The 20,226-nt window shown below is 67.4% G+C and carries 20 protein-coding genes; 11 read left to right on the top strand and 9 right to left on the bottom strand.

The window, feature by feature from the left end; translation table 11 throughout:
* Genes cysW through AC731_RS16040 form a run of 3 tightly spaced genes read left to right on the top strand, consistent with a single transcriptional unit; the run spans nt 1 to nt 2,929 of the window.
* Complete coding sequence (gene cysW / locus AC731_RS16050) at nt 1-909, top strand: sulfate ABC transporter permease subunit CysW (protein ID WP_048707570.1); 909 nt, start codon at nt 1-3, stop codon at nt 907-909.
* A complete protein-coding gene (locus AC731_RS16045; RefSeq protein ID WP_048707567.1) occupies nt 906-2,003 on the top strand; it encodes a sulfate/molybdate ABC transporter ATP-binding protein in 1,098 nt (365 codons plus the stop codon). The genes cysW and AC731_RS16045 overlap by 4 nt, the downstream gene beginning before the upstream one ends.
* Nucleotides 2,000-2,929, top strand: a complete 930-nt coding sequence (locus tag AC731_RS16040) for a CysB family HTH-type transcriptional regulator (RefSeq protein WP_048707564.1) — start codon at nt 2,000-2,002, stop codon at nt 2,927-2,929. Before AC731_RS16045 ends, AC731_RS16040 begins: the two co-directional genes overlap by 4 nt.
* Here the strand turns inward: AC731_RS16040 and AC731_RS16035 are convergent.
* The gene (locus AC731_RS16035; RefSeq protein ID WP_082794358.1) at nt 2,851-3,918 is read right to left on the bottom strand and encodes an AraC family transcriptional regulator; all 1,068 of its coding nucleotides are present in this window, start codon (nt 3,916-3,918) and stop codon (nt 2,851-2,853) included. The two genes, AC731_RS16040 and AC731_RS16035, sit on opposite strands and share 79 nt — an antisense overlap.
* Nucleotides 3,919-4,104: 186 nt before the next feature.
* Here AC731_RS16035 and AC731_RS16030 point away from each other — a divergent pair, with 186 nt between their 5' ends.
* Entirely contained in the window at nt 4,105-4,944 is an 840-nt protein-coding gene (locus AC731_RS16030; RefSeq protein WP_048707560.1) for a class I SAM-dependent methyltransferase, read from the top strand.
* Nucleotides 4,945-4,969: 25 nt separating this feature from the next.
* Here the strand turns inward: AC731_RS16030 and AC731_RS16025 are convergent, their stop codons facing one another.
* Together AC731_RS16025 and AC731_RS16020 are read right to left on the bottom strand one after the other, a co-directional pair.
* A complete protein-coding gene (locus AC731_RS16025) occupies nt 4,970-6,277 on the bottom strand; it encodes a tryptophan--tRNA ligase (RefSeq protein WP_048707557.1) in 1,308 nt (435 codons plus the stop codon).
* A 79-nt stretch (nt 6,278-6,356) separates the two neighbouring features.
* The gene (locus AC731_RS16020; protein ID WP_048707552.1) at nt 6,357-6,800 is read right to left on the bottom strand and encodes a hypothetical protein; all 444 of its coding nucleotides are present in this window, start codon (nt 6,798-6,800) and stop codon (nt 6,357-6,359) included.
* Nucleotides 6,801-6,997: 197 nt separating this feature from the next.
* Between AC731_RS16020 and AC731_RS16015 the strand changes: the two genes are divergently transcribed.
* Complete coding sequence (locus tag AC731_RS16015) at nt 6,998-7,855, top strand: mechanosensitive ion channel family protein (protein WP_004260338.1); 858 nt, start codon at nt 6,998-7,000, stop codon at nt 7,853-7,855.
* Between the two features lie 18 nt (nt 7,856-7,873).
* Here the strand turns inward: AC731_RS16015 and AC731_RS16010 are convergent, their stop codons facing one another.
* Nucleotides 7,874-9,076 (bottom strand): MFS transporter, encoded by a 1,203-nt coding sequence (locus AC731_RS16010; protein ID WP_048707548.1) that lies wholly within the window; start codon nt 9,074-9,076, stop codon nt 7,874-7,876.
* Between the two features lie 238 nt (nt 9,077-9,314).
* Here AC731_RS16010 and AC731_RS16005 point away from each other — a divergent pair, with 238 nt between their 5' ends.
* Nucleotides 9,315-9,959 carry a DOMON-like domain-containing protein gene (locus AC731_RS16005; protein WP_048707544.1) on the top strand — a complete coding sequence of 215 codons (645 nt, stop codon included), beginning with the start codon at nt 9,315-9,317 and terminating at the stop codon, nt 9,957-9,959.
* The gene (locus AC731_RS16000) at nt 9,959-11,179 is read left to right on the top strand and encodes an exo-beta-N-acetylmuramidase NamZ family protein (protein WP_048707541.1); all 1,221 of its coding nucleotides are present in this window, start codon (nt 9,959-9,961) and stop codon (nt 11,177-11,179) included. Before AC731_RS16005 ends, AC731_RS16000 begins: the two co-directional genes overlap by 1 nt.
* A gap of 46 nt (nt 11,180-11,225) precedes the next feature.
* Here the strand turns inward: AC731_RS16000 and AC731_RS15995 are convergent, their stop codons facing one another.
* Together AC731_RS15995 and AC731_RS15990 are read right to left on the bottom strand one after the other, a co-directional pair.
* Nucleotides 11,226-12,650: a phenylacetate--CoA ligase family protein gene (locus AC731_RS15995; protein ID WP_048707538.1), complete on the bottom strand. Its 1,425-nt coding sequence runs from the start codon at nt 12,648-12,650 to the stop codon at nt 11,226-11,228.
* Nucleotides 12,651-12,734: 84 nt separating this feature from the next.
* The gene (locus tag AC731_RS15990; protein ID WP_048707535.1) at nt 12,735-13,412 is read right to left on the bottom strand and encodes a PEP-CTERM/exosortase system-associated acyltransferase; all 678 of its coding nucleotides are present in this window, start codon (nt 13,410-13,412) and stop codon (nt 12,735-12,737) included.
* A 365-nt stretch (nt 13,413-13,777) separates the two neighbouring features.
* Between AC731_RS15990 and AC731_RS20170 the strand changes: the two genes are divergently transcribed.
* From AC731_RS20170 to AC731_RS15975, 3 genes are all read left to right on the top strand, one after another.
* On the top strand, nt 13,778-14,737 hold the full coding sequence (locus tag AC731_RS20170) for a THxN family PEP-CTERM protein (RefSeq protein ID WP_205626603.1): 960 nt from the start codon (nt 13,778-13,780) through the stop codon (nt 14,735-14,737).
* A gap of 193 nt (nt 14,738-14,930) precedes the next feature.
* Nucleotides 14,931-15,875: a ribose-phosphate diphosphokinase gene (locus AC731_RS15980; RefSeq protein WP_205626602.1), complete on the top strand. Its 945-nt coding sequence runs from the start codon at nt 14,931-14,933 to the stop codon at nt 15,873-15,875.
* Between the two features lie 209 nt (nt 15,876-16,084).
* On the top strand, nt 16,085-17,722 hold the full coding sequence (locus AC731_RS15975; RefSeq protein ID WP_048707529.1) for a methyl-accepting chemotaxis protein: 1,638 nt from the start codon (nt 16,085-16,087) through the stop codon (nt 17,720-17,722).
* 33 nt (nt 17,723-17,755) lie between these two features.
* On the opposite strand, the gene AC731_RS15970 is transcribed toward AC731_RS15975, so the two are convergent.
* Together AC731_RS15970 and AC731_RS15965 are read right to left on the bottom strand one after the other, a co-directional pair.
* On the bottom strand, nt 17,756-18,229 hold the full coding sequence (locus AC731_RS15970; RefSeq protein ID WP_004260292.1) for a phosphate-starvation-inducible PsiE family protein: 474 nt from the start codon (nt 18,227-18,229) through the stop codon (nt 17,756-17,758).
* 64 nt (nt 18,230-18,293) lie between these two features.
* Nucleotides 18,294-18,701 carry a TerB family tellurite resistance protein gene (locus AC731_RS15965; protein WP_004260290.1) on the bottom strand — a complete coding sequence of 136 codons (408 nt, stop codon included), beginning with the start codon at nt 18,699-18,701 and terminating at the stop codon, nt 18,294-18,296.
* 171 nt (nt 18,702-18,872) lie between these two features.
* Here AC731_RS15965 and AC731_RS15960 point away from each other — a divergent pair, with 171 nt between their 5' ends.
* The gene (locus AC731_RS15960; RefSeq protein ID WP_048707527.1) at nt 18,873-19,766 is read left to right on the top strand and encodes a LysR family transcriptional regulator; all 894 of its coding nucleotides are present in this window, start codon (nt 18,873-18,875) and stop codon (nt 19,764-19,766) included.
* 18 nt (nt 19,767-19,784) lie between these two features.
* Here the strand turns inward: AC731_RS15960 and AC731_RS15955 are convergent, their stop codons facing one another.
* Nucleotides 19,785-20,162: a thioredoxin family protein gene (locus AC731_RS15955; RefSeq protein WP_004260287.1), complete on the bottom strand. Its 378-nt coding sequence runs from the start codon at nt 20,160-20,162 to the stop codon at nt 19,785-19,787.
* Nucleotides 20,163-20,226: the final 64 nt, after the last annotated feature.

The raw sequence follows: 20,226 nt of genomic DNA, 5'->3' as shown, positions 1-20,226 counted from the left end.
ATGGCCGGCGCCACCACACTCCGCCTGGGCGCCGCCCAGGCCATCGGCCAGACACGCTTCGAGGCCCGCGCGGCGACGCGCGAGACGCCGCTGGTCAAATGGCTGATCCTGGGCACGGCCCTCGCCTTTTTCGCCGTCTTCCTGCTGATGCCCCTGATCGCGGTGTTCGTCGAGGCGCTGCGCAAGGGCTGGGAGACTTACGCCAGCGCGCTGGTCGACCCGGACGCGCTGTCGGCGCTACGCCTGACCCTGCTCGCCGCGGCGATCGCGCTGCCGCTGAACCTGGTGTTCGGCGTGTGCGCGGCGTGGGCGATCGCCAAGTTCGAGTTCCGCGGCAAGCACTTCCTGATCACCCTGATCGACTTGCCGTTCTCGGTGTCGCCGGTAATCGCCGGCCTGATCTACGTGCTGGTGTTCGGCGCCCAGGGCTGGCTGGGGCCGTGGCTGTCCGAACACGACATCAAGATCATCTTCGCCGTGCCCGGCATCGTGCTCGCCACCGTGTTCGTCACCTTTCCCTTCATCGCCCGCGAGCTGATCCCGCTGATGCAGGCGCAGGGCAAGGAAGAGGAGGAGGCCGCGATCGTGCTCGGCGCCAACGGCCTGCAGACCTTCTGGCACGTGACCCTGCCCAACATCAAGTGGGGCCTGCTGTACGGCGTGATCCTGACCAACGCGCGCGCGATGGGCGAGTTCGGCGCGGTGTCGGTGGTCTCCGGCCACATCCGCGGCCAGACCAACACGCTGCCGCTGCACGTCGAGATTCTCTACAACGAATACCAGTTCGCGGCCGCCTTCGCGGTGGCCTCGCTGCTGGCCCTGCTGGCGCTGGTGACCCTGGGCATCAAGACCTGGATCGAACACCGTGCCGCCGCGGCCCACCGCCATTCACAGGACGAGGCATCATGAGCATCCAGGTACGCAACATCCACAAGCGCTTCGGCGCCTTCAACGCGCTCGACGACATCTCGCTCGATTTCCCCACCGGCGAACTGGTCGCCCTGCTCGGCCCCTCGGGCTGCGGCAAGACCACGCTGCTGCGCATCATCGCCGGGCTGGAACAGGCCGACGCCGGCCAGGTGCTGCTCGACGGCGAGGACGCCTCGGGCACGCACGTGCGCGACCGCCAGGTCGGCTTCGTGTTCCAGCACTACGCGCTGTTCCGCCACATGACGGTGTTCGACAACGTGGCCTTCGGCATGCGCATGAAGCCGCGCGGCCAGCGCCCGTCGGAGAAGCAGATCGCGGACAAGGTGCATGAACTGCTGAACCTGGTGCAGCTCGACTGGCTGGCCGACCGTTTTCCGTCGCAGCTCTCCGGTGGCCAGCGCCAGCGCATCGCGCTCGCCCGCGCGCTGGCGGTGGAGCCGCGCGTGCTGCTGCTCGACGAGCCCTTCGGGGCGCTCGACGCCAAGGTGCGCAAGGAGCTGCGGCGATGGCTGCGCAAACTGCACGACGACCTGCACATCACCTCGATCTTCGTCACGCACGACCAGGAAGAAGCGCTCGAGGTGGCCGACCGCGTGGTGCTGATGAACCACGGCCATGTCGAACAGATCGGCACGCCGGAAGAGGTCTATCGCCACCCGGCGACACCGTTCGTGTATGGCTTCCTCGGGGCGGTGAACTTCTTCCATGGCCGGGTCGAAGGCGAAGGCCTGCGCGTCGGTGACGATCACCTGCAGCATGGCGTGAGCGGCCTGGGCCAGGGCGCCGAGGTCGTGGCCTTCGCCCGCCCGCACGAACTCGACATCGTCGTCGATGGCGGCGCCGGCGAAGGCGTCGCCGCACGGGTCAGCCGCATCCTCGCCTTCGGCGTGACCGCCCGCGTCGAGCTCGACGGTATCAACGGCGCGACCGGCCAGCACTTCGAGGTCGAACTGACGCGCGACCGCGTCGCCCAGCTCGCCCTGCACGAAGGCCAGGCGGTGCGCCTGCTACCCTCTCGCCTGAGCCTTTTCGAACAGCCACACGCCGCCCGCGCGGCGGGAGCCGCACGATGAATTTCCAGCAGTTGCGCATCATCCGCGAGACGGTGCGACGGGGTTTCAACCTCACCGAGGTCGCGAACGCCCTGTTTACCTCGCAGTCCGGCGTTTCCAAGCACATCAAGGACCTGGAGGACGAGCTCGGCGTGGAGCTGTTCACCCGCAAGGGCAAGCGCCTGCTCGGCCTCACCGATCCGGGCAAGGAGCTGGTGGTGATGGTCGAGCGCATGCTGCTCGACGCCGGCAACATCAAGCGCCTGGCCGAGCAATACAGCAATGTGGATGCGGGCCAGCTCACCGTCGTCACCACCCACACGCAGGCGCGCTATGCGCTGCCGAAGGTGGTGGCGGCCTTCAAGCAGGCCTACCCGCGGGTCGTGCTGCACCTGCACCAGGGCAGCCCGCAGGAGATCGTGCAGATGCTGCTCGACGGCGAGGCCGACATCGGCGTCGCCACCGAGGCGCTGGCGGACGTGCCCGAGCTGGCCTCCTTTCCCTACTACGGCTGGCAGCACGCGGTCGTGGTGCCGGCCGGGCATCCGCTGGAAGCGGTCCGGCCGCTGACGCTGGAAGCGATCGCCGCCTACCCGGTCATCACCTACCACGAGGGCTTCACCGGCCGCACGCGCATCGACAAGGCCTTCGCCCAGGCCGGGCTGAAGCCCGACGTGGTGATGTCGGCGCTGGACGCCGACGTGATCAAGACCTACGTGGAACTGGGGCTCGGCGTCGGCATCCTCGCCTCGATGGCCTTCAGCCCGCAACGCGACCCCGGGCTGAGGCAGCTCGACAGCAGCCACCTCTTCCCCGAGAACGTCACCCGCATCGCGGTGCGGCGCGGCCATTACCTGCGCGGCTTCGCCTACCGCTTCATCGAGCTGTGCGCGCCCGAGCTGACCGAGGCCGCGGTGGCCGATGCGGTCGGCGGCACGGCCGGCTGAGCCTGGCGCCGCCAGGCCGCCGGCGGAACACCGACCAGCCGCTTGAACATGCGCGAGAACGCGGCTTCCGACTCGTAGCCGACCTCCACCGCGATCGACGCGACCGTATGACCGGTCTCGCGCAGCAGGCGCGAACCGATCTGGATGCGCCAGCTGGCAAGGTAGTGCATCGGCGGCTGGCCGAGAAACTGGACGAAGCGCTCGTGCAGGGCCGAGCGCGACAGGCCGGCGTGGCGGCCGAGTTCGTCGATGGTCCACGGGTGCGCCGGGTCGCCGTGCAGCAGTGCCAGCGCACGGCCGACGTGGCGGTCACGCAATCCCGCCAGCCAGCCACGGGCGTCGGCAGGCAAGTCCTCGAGATAGCGTCTCACGGTATCGACGAACATCATCTCCGCCAACCGTTCGAGCACCGCATCGCCGCCCGCCCGCCGTTCGGCGGACTCCTGCGCGGCCTGGTCGATGACGTTCGCCATCCAGCCGCCGGCGCGCGCCGCCGGCAGGTGCAACAGGCGGGGCAAGGTGGTGACGAGCGGGTTGAAGGGTCGCAGGTCGCAGCCGAGAAAGCCGCACACCAGCACGGCATCGGCATCGACGCTGGGCGCATCCGGCGTCGGCACGCCGATGCCGTCGCGGAAGCTGATCGGCATCGGGCGCGGAGCGTCGCGGTTGGCGAACACCCACTCCGGCTGCTGGCGCTCGGCCGCCAGGCCGGGCGCACTCGACATCACATGCGCATCGCCGTGCGGCAGCACGACGATGTCGCCCGCTTCCAGTCGCAGCGGCGCATCGCCGCTGACCGCCGCCCAGGCGCTGCCGCGCGCGACCATGTGGAAGGCCATGACCTGGTCGGCGCCGGGCATCACCGCCGCCGCGATCTCGCACGCCGGTGGCGCCTCGGTCGCCCAGTCGCGCCAGCAGCTCACGTAGTAGAACACGGCACCGCGCAGGCGCACGGCGCCGAGCAGGTCGGACAGGGTGTCGCGGCCCATGGGGCAGGACCTCCGTCAATCGGGCAGGCCTGCGCGCGCCAATGGCGGACGCACGAGCAGATCTGCCGGATTTCCAGTGAAGCACCGAATCCGCGACAGCGAAAGAATGAAGGCGTCGGAAGGAGCCCCCTCCGGCACGGGCCCGCAGAGGCCCACCCCAACCCCAAAGGCAAGGAGACCCCCATCATGAACGCCCCCACCGAACTGCGCATGCCCCCCGCCACCCCGGACCTCGCCGCGATCAAGCTGCGTCAGCAGGCCACCTGGGCCAGCGGCGACTATGCGGTGATCGGCACGACCCTGCAGATCGTCGGCGAGAACCTCGCCGAAGCAGCCGACGTGCGCGCCGGCGAACGCGTGCTCGACGTCGCCGCCGGCAACGGCAATGCCACGCTCGCCGCGGCGCGCCGGTTTGCCGAGGTCACGTCCACCGATTACGTGGGGCCGCTGCTCGACAAGGCCGCCGACCGCGCACGCGCCGAAGGCCTGTCGGTCCGGTTCCAGGTCGCCGACGTCGAGGCCCTGCCCTTCGCCGATGGCCATTTCGACGCCGCGCTGTCGACCTTCGGTGCGATGTTCGCACCCGATCACGAGCGCACCGCCAGCGAACTGCTGCGCGTCGTGCGTCCCGGCGGACGGATCGGCATCGCTGCGTGGACGCCGGAAGGCTTCATCGGGCGCCTGTTCCGCGTCATTTCGGCCCACGTGCCGCCGCCGGCCGGGCTGCGCTCACCGGTGAAATGGGGCGACGAGCCCTACCTGGTGGAGCTGTTCGGCGCCCATGCCGAAGACATTCAGTGCGCGCGACGCACCTTCAACTTCCGCTACCGCTCGCCGGCACACTGGATCGAGATCTTCCGCAACTATTACGGGCCCACGCACAAGGCCTTCGCCGCGCTCGACGAGGCTGGTCAGGCGCGCCTAGAGGCCGACCTGACGGCGCTGCTCGAGTCGATGAATGTCGGCGGCGCGGACTCGCTGGTGGTGCCGGGCGAATACGTGGAAGCGGTCATCACCCGGCAGTGACGGGGCCGGCCGCGGGCGCGAGGGATCAGGCCGCAAACGCGGCCAGGGCCTCGCGCAGCTCGTCCGGGGTGACGTCTTCGGCGAGCGCGGCCACGGCCTGCCCGTCGACCACGATCCGGGTGCCGTCCACGGCGAACGCGGCGCCCTGCTTGAGCGCTGACACGACGCTGCCGGCCTCGCGCGGCGAGGCGAAGCCCTCGCCCTGCAGCAGCAGCTTGCCGTCGGCCGCAACCAGCTTGAAGTGGAAGCGGCCATCGGCCTCGCGGTACTGCTTGAACTGCGGCAATGCGGCCTTCACCTTGTCCACCGCAGCGGGCGTGGCGACCGCGGCCAGGTTGCGCAGGCCGACGGCGTGGCGCAATTCGGCCAGGAAAGGCGTGGCGATCGCGCGCGCCTTGGCCGCGCCTTCATGCAGCAAGCGCTCGATCTGCATGGGTTCGGCGATCAGCGCCTGGTATTTCTCGCGCATCGGGGCGAGCGTGGACTCGATCTTCTCGAACAACGCCTGTTTGGCTTCGCCCCAGGCGATGCCCTCGTCGAAGGCGGTGCGCATGGCGCGCGTTTCCTCGGCGGTGGCGAACGCCTGATACAACTCGAACAGCGCCGAGCCGTCGGCGTCCTTCGGCTCGCCTGGCGCCTTCGAATCGGTGACGATGGAGAAGATCTGCTTCTTCATCTCCGCCGGCGCGGCGAACAGAGGAATGACGTTGTCGTAGCTCTTGCTCATCTTGCGCCCGTCCAGCCCGGGCAGCGTGGCGACCGAAGCGTCGATGGCGGCCTCGGGCAGCACGAAGTGCTCGCCGTACAGGTGATTGAAGCTGCCGGCGATGTCGCGCGCCATCTCGATGTGCTGGATCTGGTCGCGCCCCACCGGCACCGAGTGCGCCTTGAACATCAGGATGTCGGCCGCCATCAGCACCGGGTACATGTAGAGGCCCATGTTGACGCCGGCATCGGGATCGAGACCTTCGGCGGTGTTGCGGTCCACCGCGGCCTTGTAGGCATGGGCGCGGTTCAGCAAGCCCTTGCCCGCAACACAGGTGATCAGCCAGGTCAGTTCGGTGATTTCGGGGATGTCGGACTGGCGGTAGAACCACACGCGCTCGGTATCGAGCCCCGCGGCGAGCCAGGTCGCGGCGATTTCCAGCGTCGAGCGCTGCACCCGCAGCGGATCGGTGGTCGAGATCAGCGCATGGTAGTCGGCCAGGAAGTAGAAGCTCTCCACCCCAGGATGACGGCTGGCGGCGATGGCCGGGCGGATGGCGCCGGCGTAGTTGCCGAGGTGGGGCGTGCCCGAGGGTTTGATCCCGGTAAGAACGCGCTGGACAGTCATGGATCGCTCCGGCGGAAACTGGACAAAGACCGCGAGTTTAACGGCTTTCAGCCGGCCGCGATCAGGCGCCGCCGGCGATCTACTCCAGCCAGCGCAGCTGGATGCGCGCGCCGCCACCCGGCTTCAGGTCCATCCAGTGTTCCTGCGTGATGCCGCCGTAGGCGGCGGTGATGCGGTAGCGCCCCGGCGCCGGTACGTCGACCAGGCCGATGGGCCCGCAGCTCGCTTCGACGCGGCGGTCGCCGAGCGGGTCGTCGATGCGGATGGCGACGTCGGCCAGATAGCTGCCATCGACGCTGACGAAGAAGATCAGCAGGGCATGCAGCCCGCCCTCGACCCGCATGCGCAGCGACTCGTCGAGGCCGATGCCGCCGCACTGGAGGCGCAGCTCGCCGGCTTCGGCGGCAATCGCCGCGGGCCCGGCGACATCTGGTGCGACCGCCTGTTGCGCGTGGACGGGCGCCGCGGCCAACAGGGCGAGGGCGGAAAGGAGGCGAAGGGAAACACGGCGGAGCCTGCTCATCGTGACACTCCTACGGACATGCGTTCGACACGGCCTTGGGCTAAGGTTGCGATTGTCGTCGCGCGACCGCCGGGGAACAAGGCCGGCCTGCGGGCGACAAACAGGAGCCCCTTCGGCGCCCTCCGCACGGTGCCTACCCTGTGCCAGGTCCGCCGCCGAACGCCCTTCACCCACCGGACAAGAGGACACCCCCCCGCATGCTCGAAACGCTGACCAACCTGGACTGGATCGACACCTATGCCCTGCCCTGGGGCATCAACCTGCTGTTCGCGCTCGGCACCTTCATCGTCGGCCGCTGGGTCGCCCGCGGTGTAGTCGCCGTGGCGCGCAGGGTGCTCACCCACGCCAAGCTCGACGTGATCCTGGTGAACTTCATCCTGTCGATCCTGCAGGGCGTGCTGCTGCTCGTCGTCATCATCGCCGCGCTCGACCGCCTGGGCGTCGACACCACCTCGCTGGTCGCGCTGATCGGTGCGGCGGGCCTGGCGATCGGCCTGGCGCTGCAGGACTCGCTGAAGAACTTCGCCGCCGGGGTGATGCTGATCGTGTTCCGCCCGTTCAAGGCCGGCGACTTCGTCGAGGCCGGCGGCACCTCGGGCGTGGTCGAGAAGATCAACATCTTCAGCTCCACCTTCCGCACCGTCGACAACCGCGAGATCATCGTCCCCAACGGCGCGATCTACTCCGGCGTGATCACCAACTTCTCGGCGCGCGCGACGCGGCGCATCGACCTGCTGTTCGGCATCAGCTACGACGACGACATCCGCAAGGTCAAGGGCATCATCGAGCAGGTGCTGAAGGACGACCCGCGCGTGCTGGCCGATCCCGCGCCCTTCATCGGTGTCGCCGACCTGGCCGACAGCAGCGTGAACATCCACGTCCGACCGTGGGTCGCCACTGCGGATTACTTCGATACGATGTGCAGCCTGAAGGAAAAGGTGAAGATCGCCTTCGACGAGAACGGCATCACCATTCCGTATCCGCAGATGGACATGTACCAGCACGTGATCCATGTCCCCTCGGGGCAGAACGTCGAGACCCGGACCGGGGCCTGAGCGCGGCGGCAAACGGGTTCAGCCCGGCTGCGATTCCGCGCGCCGCCACAACGGCGCCAGCGCGATCAGCCCGAACACCGGTCCGGGCAGCAGCACCCAGGCCACGCGGTCGCCGATCAGGGGCCACAGGCGGGTGGTGAGTTCGATCGAGCCCATGGTGATGGCGAAGCCGATCGCGTTCTGGAAGGCCAGCGCGCTGCCCACTCTCTCGGGCGGGCAGGCGCGTGCCGACAGCGCCGAGAAGTGGGGGGAATCCGCCACCACGCTCGCGCCCCACACCAGCATCAGCGCCGCCAGAAGCAACGGCGGCCAGCCGGCGGCAAACGGGTAGACCGCACAGCACAGCGCGGACACCGCCAGCGCCAGCGCTGCGACGCGCGCGCTGCCGATGCGCCGGCTGAGCCACCCGCCCAGCACGCAGCCCACGGCACCGATGCCGATCACCGCGAACGCCGGCCCCGAAGGCGAGCCGGCCTCGGTGCCACGCGCTGCGACCACCAGCAGGGGCACCAGGGTCCAGAAGGCGTAAAGCTCCCATTGATGACCGAAGTACCCCAGCGCCGAGGCCCGGAAGCGCGGCTCGCGCATGGCGTACAAGCCCTCGCCCAGCCGCAGCCGCGGCGCACCCGGGCGACGCACCAGGTGCGGGCCGTCACCGAGCGCGAAGATCATCACCGCGGCCAGCAGCGCCAGCACCGACGACACCAGGATGGTCGCCTGCCAGCCCCAGCCGGCATCGAACATGCGCACCCCATGCGGCAGCGCGGTGCCCAGGGTCAGCATGCCAACCAGCCAGGCCAGCGCGGCCCCGGCCTGCTGCGGCACCCAGCTCACCACCAGCTTCATGCCCAGCGGATAGACGCCGGCGAGCGCCAGTCCGACCGCGAAGCGCCACGCCAGGCCGTCCGCCAGCCCTTGCGCCAGCAGCGCGAAGCCGGCGTTGGCGCCCGCGCCGAGCACCGCGCAGACAGCGAAGATGCGGCTGGCAGCGAAACGGTCGGCCAGGCCGCTGAGCGAGAAACCCAGCGTGCCGAGGATGAAACCGAGCTGCACGGCATTCGTCAGCCGCCCGATGTCCGCTGCCTGCAGCGCCCAGGTCCGCATCAGGTCCTCGCCGGCGCTGTTGGCGGAGAACCACAGCGAGGTACCGAAGAGCTGCGCGACGACGATCAGGAACAAAGGCGGGAGGCGCACGGGCGACGGCGGGAACGGGATGGACATGGGCGTCGAGTCTGCAGGCGGCGAACGGCCGATTCAAGCGCCATGCATGACGCGCCGCAGCAGCCGATCGACGCCAGGCACGTTCTGCCAGCGCCTGCCGCCGCGGCCCAACCCCGAGGCGAGGGGGCGCCTGCACGCCCGTCTTCCGCGCGATCGGGATACCATTGCGCCTGTGCCGGCGGACACATGCACCCTCGCGTACCCTCCGCCCCCTTGATCACTCAGCGTCGATTCCATCGTGAGCCTGCCCTCCCCCGAACGCCCCCGCGTGCCGACCATCACCATCGGCCTGCGCGCCCATCCCACGACCGCCCCGCTCCAGCCCGCCACCGACGACAGGCCCGCCGTGAGCTCGCCCGTCGGCATGCTGCTGGCCACGATGTACGCCGCGCCCGATGGCGCGGCGGTATTCGAGTTCAAGCTCGAGGACAGCCGCATCGAGGCCATCCGCATTCCGGCCGCGACCGAACCCCGTCCGGCCGACGCGCTGTGGCAGCACACCTGTTTCGAGGTCTTCATGGGCGTGAAGGGCGAACCGGGCTACCGCGAGTTCAACTTCTCGCCGTCCGGGCAGTGGGCCATCTACGATTTCCGGGCCTGCCGCGAACGCAGCGAGGATTACGCAGCGGACGCAGCCCCCGAACTCCGTTTCGCACAGGACGACAACGCTGCCTGGCTCGAGGCACGCGTGCCGTCGGCGGCCCTGCCCGCGGTGCCGCCGGGCACCGAACTCGAGATCGGCCTCGCTGCCGTGATCGAACGCAAGGACGGCGAACTGGAGTACTGGGCCGTGCAGCACGTCGCCGAGCAGCCCGACTTCCACGCCCGCAACAGCTTCGTGCTGATGCTGAAGACCTGGGCCGAGCCGGACTGCAAGAAGTGATGTCTTCGATCCGCTTCGGTCTCGACCGCCTGCTCGCCGACCCCGCACTGCGCCGCCCGCTGGCGGGCAAGCGTGTCGCCCTGCTCGCCCATCCGGCCTCGGTGACCCGCGACCTGACGCACTCGCTCGACGCCTTGGCCGCGCTGCCCGACATCACGCTGTCGGCCGCCTTCGGCCCGCAGCACGGGCTGCGCGGCGACAAGCAGGACAACATGGTGGAGTCCTCCGACTACACCGATCCGCTACTGGGCATTCCAGTGTTCAGCCTGTACGGCGAAGTCCGCCGCCCCACCACGGCGATGATGGACAGCTTCGACGTGCTGCTGGTCGACCTGCAGGACCTGGGCTGCCGCATCTACACCTTCATCACCACGCTGCGCTACGTGCTGGAAGAAGCGGCCAGACACGGCAAGTCGGTCTGGGTGCTGGACCGCCCCAACCCCGCCGGCCGGCCGGTGGAAGGCACCCTGCTGCGCGAAGGCTGGGAAAGCTTCGTCGGCGCCGGCCCCCTGCCGATGCGCCACGGCCTGACGATGGGCGAACTGGCGCGCTGGTTCGTCGCCACGCTGAAGCTCGACGTCGACTGCCGGGTGATCGACATGGAAGGCTGGCAGCCCGAGGCTGCGCCCGGCTACGGCTGGCCGCTGGGCGAGCGCAGCTGGATCAACCCCAGCCCCAACGCGCCCAACCTGTCGATGGCGCGCGCTTACGCCGGCACCGTGATGCTGGAAGGCACGACGCTGTCCGAAGGCCGCGGCACCACCCGGCCGCTGGAGCTGTTCGGCGCGCCCGACCTCGACGCCCGCGCGATCATCGCCGACATGCGTACCCTGGCGCCGGACTGGCTGCGCGGCTGCGTGCTGCGCGACTGCTGGTTCGAGCCCACCTTCCACAAGCACGCCGGCAAGCTGTGCAACGGCGTGCAGATCCACGTCGAGGATCCGGCCCACTACGACCACGCCGCGTTCCGCCCGTGGCGGGTGCAGGCGCTGGCCTTCAAGGCCATCCGCCGGCTGTGGCCGGACTACCCGCTGTGGCGCGACTTCGGCTACGAGTACGAATTCGAGCGCCTGGCGATCGACCTCATCAACGGCTCGCCGCTGCTGCGCGAATGGGTGGACGACCCTGCCGCGACACCGGCCGATCTGGATGTGCTCGCCGGCGCCGACGAGGCGGCCTGGCGGGAGGCGCGCCGCGCCTTCCTGCGCTATCCCGCCTAAGCGCGCCCGGCGGAGAGCCACACCGCCGGATACAGCCCTTGCGCCGCTAGCGGGCGCCGAGATAGGCGAACTTGCGCTCGTAGTCGAGGCCCATGCCGTAGGGGAAGGCCTCGTATCGATGACAGTGCACGGCAGGAGCAGCCTCAGCCGGCACCCCGCACTGTTCGCACACGAGCGACGCTAGCGCCTCGGCCATGGCCTGCGGGTCTGCCGCCGCGTCGCGCCGCAACTGGACCTCCCAAACCGGCGCAGGCTCGCCAGCAAGGACGCGGAACGCCCCGGACAGCTGATCCGCCAGCGCCGGGCGGCGGTAGAGCAGCGACTTGAAATGGTCGACGTGCCAGCGCGCATCGACCCAGTCGCGTTTGCGGCCCAGCATGGCGATCATCGGCAGGGGCTGCGCGCGCAGCCGCACCCTCACGTCGGCGGGCACGAGGGCGTAATCGCTCTCGGTCAGCCAGCGCGCCAGATCGCCCGTGCAATAGCGGATCAAGGGAATCGTCGCCTTGGCGTCGAGGACTGTGATGACCAGCTCGCCCACGCCCTCGGCGTCGGGCGCATGGATCTCGACGAAAGTCCGCAGCGGGTCGTAGCAGAAGAACACCGGCAGCACCGCTCCCGGATCCCGCCTGTGGTGCGCCCTTCGCAGCGAAATCGTCTCGCGCGTCTCGAAAAACAGGTTCAGGCCCAGTTCGCCCGCCCCCATCGAACTGCCGATCAGGGGGTCGTCAGCACCGCCGGCATCGACCTCGACGTGCAGCCGGTCAGCGACATAGCTGCGGAAATCCTCGGAAAAGGTCTCCTCGCCGAGGATCACATGGGTCCGGAGGCCCGACCAGTCGAAGCCCTGCTGCTGCGCGTGGTCGAGCAGACGCTTGCAGAACAGGGGATCGACACAGAGGATCAGCTGCTCGTACAGGGGCATCGCCTGGCGCACGATGGCCAGCGCCATGTCCTCGCGCACGCTGACGTTCGCCACCGCGACGGTGCGCGAGCTGAACACCACCCCCATCGGCAGGCAGTTGACGAGCAGGGTGCTGCGCTCGTCGATGCCGAATGCGAGTTGCAGGCCCAGATCGATGGCACCCGCGCTCGCATCCATCTGCGCCCGCGTGCTCAGGCCAAAACCGAAGGTCTTTCCGCCCTGCCCGGAACTCGTCAGCACCCCGGCGATGGACGACGGCGGAATGTCCTCTGCGAGAAGCTCCGTGATCGTGAAGCGCGCGAAGGTGTTCGATTTGTCCAGCAGCGGCGCACGCGCGACGATGTCCTTGGCGGAAAGTGCGGCAGTGCCTGCGAGGCCGGCTTCAGCGAGCAGCGTCCGATAGGCCGGCGACACGCGCGCCGCGCGCTCGAAGCAGCGCTCGAGGCGCCCGCGCGACAGGGCCAGCAGCTTGTCCGGCGTCTGCCGCGACAGTTGCTGCAACATGAACTTGCGCCCGATTCGGCGCACACGGGACAACGGCGACATGAACGACCCCCTCCCTCGGCACGACGCTCAACGCCCCACGACAGCGCCAAAAGACATCCTGGGTCGCAGATCGGGTCGAACAGTTCAGGGCCCGTACTGGAACCAGTCGAGCAACTCGGGCTTGGTCACCTTGAGCCTGTCCTCGATCTCCTTGAGATCCGCGAGGTAAGGCGTAACCGGCCCGTAGTAGTCATGTTCGGCACCGATCGGCACGAAGATGAAATCGAACCGGGCCAGTGCGCGTGCGAGCGGCCGCTCCATCGCCGCGTACCAGTAACGGATGCCCTTCTCGCGGCTGTATCGATACATCTGACGATACAGCCCCAGCACGACCACGGGCGCATTCGTCCGGCGCTCCCGTGCAGCGTCGTCCGCAGCAGCCTCCCCGTTACCGTTCGCCGTATTCACCCCGAACCAGGTATCGCCGGTCCGGCGCCGATAGTCCTTCTTGACCGCAAGACGTGAAACCTCGGCCGTCTGCTCCGGCGGGGGCAATGCGACGTCGTCGAACACCGGGCAATGGCGCACGAAGGGAAACGGTTCGTCCTGTGCGCTCAACACCAGCCTCGCGGTACCCACGACCGCACCATCGACGTTATGGGCGGCGAAATGAGCCGAACGTGCATCGAACTCGTCACGTTCCAGCCCGGCGGGGTACTCAGCCGGCGGCAGGAATCCGCACTCGAGGCAATAGGTCTGGTAACGCAGCGCGTAGATCTCGACGAGTTCCTGCTCTCGGCAGCCCACTTCGTAGGTGTGCATGGAAAAATATCTCGTCAATGCGTCAAAAATGGCATTTCCAGTGGATTCCATGGCGCACCTCGCCTTCAGCCTCAGTGGACAAGCAGAGGTTAACACGTGCGGCAACACCCGACACACAGGAAGAGGCGCAAAAGGAATGAAATCCGGTCGGCAGACAAAGGAAATGCGTCACAAATCCGCGTGATTTTAGGTCTTCAGACCGAGAATGCATTTGGCCAAGTGTAAGAAGCTGCGTCACTCGCGCCTCTCGGCCATGACGACCGCACTGGTCAGTGTCGGTTTTTTTTACACAGACACCCAATACGATCTCAAGCATAGACATTAAGCCATTGTTTTTTATCTAAAAACATATGATGGCACGCTCGATGCATGACGATTCGCGGCAGATGCCGGACTTCCTGACGGAGGGAATCATGAGAATCGCACTCAAGCCAGCAATCGGCGCGACAATGATTGCACTCGCAGCGATGAGTGGTGCCGCAAGCGCAGCACCGCTGGATACGCTCTATTTCACGCAGACGTCCGGATTCTCGAATCCGGTGATTGAGTTCAACGGCGGCCCGCAAGGTCTGACGCTGGCGTATAACGGCCCGATCGCAAGCCCGCCGGGGTCGACGAACACTGTCGAACAGCTAGCCTGGACCTCGAATCACCCGACAGTAGGCAACGGCAACACCAGCAGCCTGACCATCGAGTCCTACGATTCATCGTCCAGCCCCAACGCTGACGTCGACGGGTGGAATGCCGGCGACTGGTTCCGCATCGACAAACTGTTCCAAGAGAACCAGGTGCTGGCCGTTCCGTCCGGTGTTGCCAACCCGAATCCGCTGTGGATCGCCAACATTCTCGGCAACTTCCGCGTGTTCTCCGACGCCGGCTTCAGCACCCTGCTGAAGGACGACCTCGACAGCGTCACGACGGTCAAGTACTGGGAAACGAGCAACACGGCCGGATGCTCGGGGTCGCCGAATCCGGTGGGCTCGGTGTGCGACGACATCTACACCGTGATGGAGCTGTCGCTGGCGCCGATCTCGTTCATCCTTGATGGCTACAAGTACGAGATTTCGTTCCGCCTCGAGCCGGGCGAGACCACGCTGATTTGCGACGGCAGCCCCGTGCCTGCGTGCCTGGCCGAGGCTGGCTCCCAGCCTGGCGAGGGCGAGCTGTTCAAGGTCTACGCGGCTGAAGGCTTCGACAGCGAGATCTTCGTCGCGGCCGCCTGGACCGCCACCAGGATTCCCGAGCCGGGCGTCCTCGGCCTGCTCGGCATCGGTCTGATGGGCATGGGCCTGAGCGCTCGTCGTCGCAAGGCGACTGCCGCCTGACTCAACCCGGGAAGTGTCGGCCGCAGGCTAGCGCGCGGCGACGGCATCTGAAACGAAACGGCTCCTGGAATCGGGGGCCGTTTCTTTTTCCGGGGCGGGTTGCCGCGTGCGCATGAGCAGCGATTTTCCTCTTTCCCTCCACGCCGACAGGGGATAAAAGGAAGATCTCCGCCACCCGCCCAGAGACAGTCCCATGATGAAGCACGGCCTCCAGATCTTTGCCTGCAACGCCAGCCGCGAGCTCGCCAGCGAGATCTGCCACCGCCTCGGCATCCGCCTTGGCCAGCTCGACATTTCGCGTTTCTCCAACGACAACCTGCGGGTACAGATCCAGGAGAACGTGCGCGAACGCGACGTGTATGTCGTGCAGTCCTTCACCGAGCCGGTCAGCGAACACATCATGGAACTGCTGATCACGCTCGACGCGATGCGCAGCGCGTCAGCGCAGCGCATCACGGCGGTGATTCCCTACTATTCCTATGCGCGCTCGGACAAGAAGGACGCGCCCCGCATCTCGATCACCGGCCGGCTGATCGCCGACATGCTCAAGACCGCGGGTGCGGATCGCGTACTGACGATGGACCTGCATGCCGATCAGGTACATGGCTTCTTCAGCGTACCGGTGGATCACCTAACAGCCATTCCGACGATTGCCGAGCATTTCCGCCGCCACCACGACCTGTCCAACATGGTCGCGGTGGCCACCGATGCCGGCGGCGCCAAGCGCGTGGGCCGCTTCTCGGAACGGCTCGGCATCCCGATGGCGATCATCGACAAGCGCCGCGTCAGCGACACCGACGTCAAGCATGGCGAAGTCGTGGGCGACGTCCGCGGCCGCGACGTGGTGATCTTCGAGGACGAGATTTCGACCGGCGGCACGCTCGTCTCGACCGTCGCGACGCTGAAGGCCGCCGGCGCGCGCAGCATCCATGCCGGCGCGGTGCACGGCGTGCTGTGCGGTCCGGCCATCGAGCGCCTGCGCGATGCCGAGATCGACTCGGTGGTGATCAGCAACACCGTGGCACTTCCAGCGGAGAAGCGGCTGCCCAAGATCACGACCCTGAGCGTGGCGCCGCTGTTCGCAGCAGCGATCGAGCGCATCCACAGCGGCCAGAGCGTCGGCGCGTTGTTCGAGTAAAGGCCCGACTCAGCGAAAGCACAGCCCGTCAGTACATCGTGCGCTGTGCAATTTCACACGAAGACGTCGATTTCCCGATGATTCGAGCCTTCTCCTGCTTATCATCGATCAAATCTTTCGATTCCGCTCAAGCTCCCGGCGCGTACCGCCGTTAGGCGTCATGGCTCCGGGCTTGCCGGGGCCCTCCAATTCCGTTTGCCGAGGTCATCATGGTCTGGTTCGACAATCTCAGGCTGCGCACGAAGCTGCTGTTCAATTTCGTCGCGTCCAGCGGCATTCTCATCGCCGCGATCATCATCTGCTACGTCCAGATCGATCGCATGGACGCGCTCTCGCACGCGATGTCCGACCACACCGTGCCCTCGGTCACGCAGGCTGCGAGCCTGAGCGAAGGCCGCATGCGCTATCGCATCCGCAGCCTCGAGTACATGCTCGCCGACAGTGCCGCGGAGCGCGACAAGCTCGAGGCCTCGCTGGTCGACATCGACGCCAAGCTCGCCAAGTCGATCGAGGATTACCGCAAGTACGCCACGACGCCCGAAGCGCGCGGCTTGCTCGATGCCTTCACCAAGGCCGTTGCCGAGTATCGCAACGCCGTGATGGCCGCAGTGAAGCTCGTCAAGGACGGCCGCGAATCCGAGGCAGTGCAATTGCAGAAAACGGAATGGTTCGCCGCGGGTTCGCGTGTCGCCTCCACCACGAGCGCCTTGCTGAAGCACGTCAACGAACAGGGTGACGCGGTGCGCGAGGCCAGCGCCCAGGCCGCCGTCCACGCAGAACGGATCGCGATCGGCGCTTTGGTGATCGGCACGCTGGTGGCGGGCCTGCTCTCGGTGCTGCTGGCACGCCGGATTGGCTCGCGCCTGAACCGGGTCGTCGAGGTCGCGAGCGAGATCGCGGCCGGTCGCCTGGCCTCCAGAGCGGGCAGTGTCGGGGCGAGGAACACCGACGAGATCGGCGACCTTCAGAGTGCCATCGATGCGATGCGCGAATCGCTGCACGGCACCATCCGCGAAACCCGCGACGAATCGATGCGGCTGTCCGAGTCGGCCGCAGGACTGGGCGCAGGCGTGACGCATCTCGAGTCCAGTGTCGACGCGCAGAGCACGGCCGCGTCCAACATCGCCGCCCGCGTCGAGGAAGTCACGGTATCGATCGGCGAGGTGGCGAACCGCACCAACGAAGCCAGCGCCGCAGCGCGGGAGTCCGACACCAAGGCGCGCGATGGCCGCGAAGTGTTGCGCAAGCTGGAACAGGAGATCGACCGTGTTGCCGACGTGGTGCGAACGGCATCGGAGGGCATCGGTAACCTCGCCGAGGACTCCAAGAAGATCTCCGCGATCGTCAATGTCATCAAGGAGATTGCCGACCAGACCAACCTGCTGGCCCTCAACGCGGCGATCGAAGCCGCCCGCGCGGGCGAACAGGGACGCGGCTTCGCGGTCGTGGCCGACGAGGTGCGCAAGCTGGCCGAGCGCACCGCGCACTCGACGGGCGAGATCACCGAGATGGTCGGCACCATCCAGGCCTCGACCGCGCAGGTCGTCACCCGCATCGACGAGGGCGTGTCCGCCGTCGGTCGCAGCGTCGCCCACGCTCGTGACGCCGGCGAGAGCATCGAGTCGCTGCTGGCGATCGCGCGCCAGGTGTCCGAACTGATCGGCGACATCGACCTCGCGCTCAGGGAGCAGGCCGAAGCCTCGAACGACGTCGCCCGAACCGTCGAGCAGATTGCCAGCAATGCCGAGGAGATCCACACGGTCACCACCGAGACCAAGCGCTCCGCCGAGGCCCTGCAGGCCATGGCCGGACGCATGCAGCACAACGTGAGCCGCTTCAGCCTGTGAGGACCGCGCGCCTCGCCCTCGGCGGCGGGGCGCTCAGTCGCCGGGCCGTGTCGACACCAGCCAGTAGGTCACGCCGAGGGCGAGCACGACCACCCCGATGCCGAACAGGTACATGGGCGCCAGTGCCGACAGATCGAGCACGATGACCTTGCGCGCGATCGCCATCAGCGCGGTGGCGATCACCAGCTTGACGTGGATGACGTCGTCGCGCAGGTAGAGGGTGATGTTGACGAAGATCTCGATCGCGATCAGCACCGCCAGGAAGGCGGCGAACACCACGAAGATGTCGTTGAGATCCAGCAGCAGGAAAGGCGGATCCGACAGCTTCTCGTAGAGCACCAGGACGACATCGGCCACGGTCCACAGGATCACCGCCACCATCAGCACCGCCAGCAGGCGGATCGCCTGGCGGATGATCCAGTGCAGACGATCGATCAGCGGGTCATCGACGCGATCGCCGAGGTGATTGTCGTGGTCGATGCTGCGCACGAGTTTCGTGTTGTCCATGTCGCCCCCCGATGCGTTCGCGGCACGCAGGCCCGCATCCGGATGGGCCTGCGTGCCGCAAGCTTCAGTTCAGCGCCCCGCCATCCGGGTACGCACCCCACTTCTGCAGCGCGCGGGCAAGGACCTCGACCTCGGCCGAGGTTTCCACGCCATCGGCGCTGACGATGTCCTGCATCGTCCGCAGCAGCGCCCGCTGCAGGGCCGGATCGGTGATGTCCTCGAGCAGCAGGTCGAGCACTTCGTCGGCCACCTTCAGGCGCACGCCATCGAGGTAGTTCGCGCTCAGCAGCAGATCGTCGCAGTACTCGCGCAGGATGCGCTCGAACTCCACCCGACCGATGCTGAGGCGACGTGCGAGGTCGGCCTGCATCATCGCGTCGAGCTCGTTGCGGTCGAGGCCGCCGTCGGCAAGCACGGTGAGGGCAAGCAGGCGGGCGGCAGCCGGGCTGCTGTCGGTTTCGTAGTGGCGCATGGTGCTGTCTCCTTTCTTGTGTCGGGATGGCTGCTGCGACCCGGACAACCGGTTTGGCACACCGGGGAGCGCGGCAGACAGCTGCAGACTAAAGGAGAAGCGATCTCTCAAAAAGTCGATCTCGATTAGCAATACAATCGATTTTTTAGACGGAACAAAGGAGGGTGCGAGATGACCGAACTCAACTACAAGCACCTGCGCTACTTCTGGACCGTGGCGCGTGTGGGCACGATTGCCGAGGCCGGCCGACTGTTGAATCTTGCGCCGCACTCGATCAGCACCCAGCTCGCCACCTTCGAAGCCGCACTCGGCGTCAGCCTGTTTCGCCGTGCCAGGCGCCGGCTGGTCGTCACCGAAGCGGGCGAACGCATCCTGGGTCACGCCGAGGAAATCTTCGCGCTGGGCGACCAGATCGTCGACGTGGTGCGCGACGACAGCCTGCGCCGCAGCCTGCCGTTTCGCATCGGCATTCCGGACTCGATGCCCAAGTCCGTCATCTACCACCTGATCGAGCCGGCGCTGCACGTCGAGCGCCCCGGCCGGCTGGTGTGCCGCGAGGCGCCGCTGGCCGAACTGCTCGCCGAACTGGCAGTGCATCGGCTCGACCTGGTGATCGCCGACCGTGCGGTGCCACCCGAGGTCAGCGTACGCGGCTACAGCACGCTGCTGAGCGAGAGCACGCTGACCGTGTTCGCCACGCCCGCATTGTCAGCGCAATTGGTCGAGGGATTTCCGGCGACGCTGGATGGTGCGCCCTTCCTGCTGCCGGGCGAGGACGTCGCCCACCGCGGGGCGCTGCTGCAATGGTTCGAGCGCGAGCGCGTGCAGCCTTCTGTCGTGGCCGAATTCGACGACAGCGCGCTGATGAAGTCTTTCGCCCAGGGGGGCGCGGGCGCCATCGTGGCGCCCACCTCGATTGCCGACTATGTCTGTCGCCAGTATGGGCTGGTGGTGATCGGCGAGATCGACGCGGTGGTGAGCCGCGTCTATGCCATCACCACCGAGCGCCGGCTATCGCATCCGGCCATGCAGGCGATCCGCGATCGGGCCGGCACGCTGGGCTGATGCCCTGAAGCGGGCGGTTCAGGCCTCTGCCTGGCCCGCTTGCTGCGCAGCGATCTCGGCCCGCACCTGCTCCATGTCCAGGCCGCGCACGCCTTCGATGACCTGGTTCAAGGCATTGGCCGGCAGGGCGCCGGACTCACGGAACACCATGATGCCCTCGCGGATCACCGCGATGGTCGGAATGGAGCGGATCTGGAAGGTCGCGGCCAGCTCCTGCTGAGCCTCGGTGTCGATCTTGCCGAAGACGATGTCCGGGTTGGCTTCGGAGGCCGCCTCGTACGTGGGGGCAAAGTTGCGGCACGGGCCGCACCATGCCGCCCAGAAGTCCAGGAACACGATCGGGTTGTTCTCCAGAACATCGTTGAAGTTGTCGGCGGTGATTTCGAGGCTGGCCATGTCGGGCTCCCGGGAATTGAAGCCCGTGATGCTACCGGAGGCAGCCTCACTCCCCAAGCGCCGC

This window comes from Thauera humireducens (assembly GCF_001051995.2).
Classification (GTDB): Bacteria; Pseudomonadota; Gammaproteobacteria; order Burkholderiales; family Rhodocyclaceae; genus Thauera; species Thauera humireducens.
Note: the sequence above shows the minus strand (reverse complement) of the source record. Positions and strands in the feature narration are given on the sequence as shown.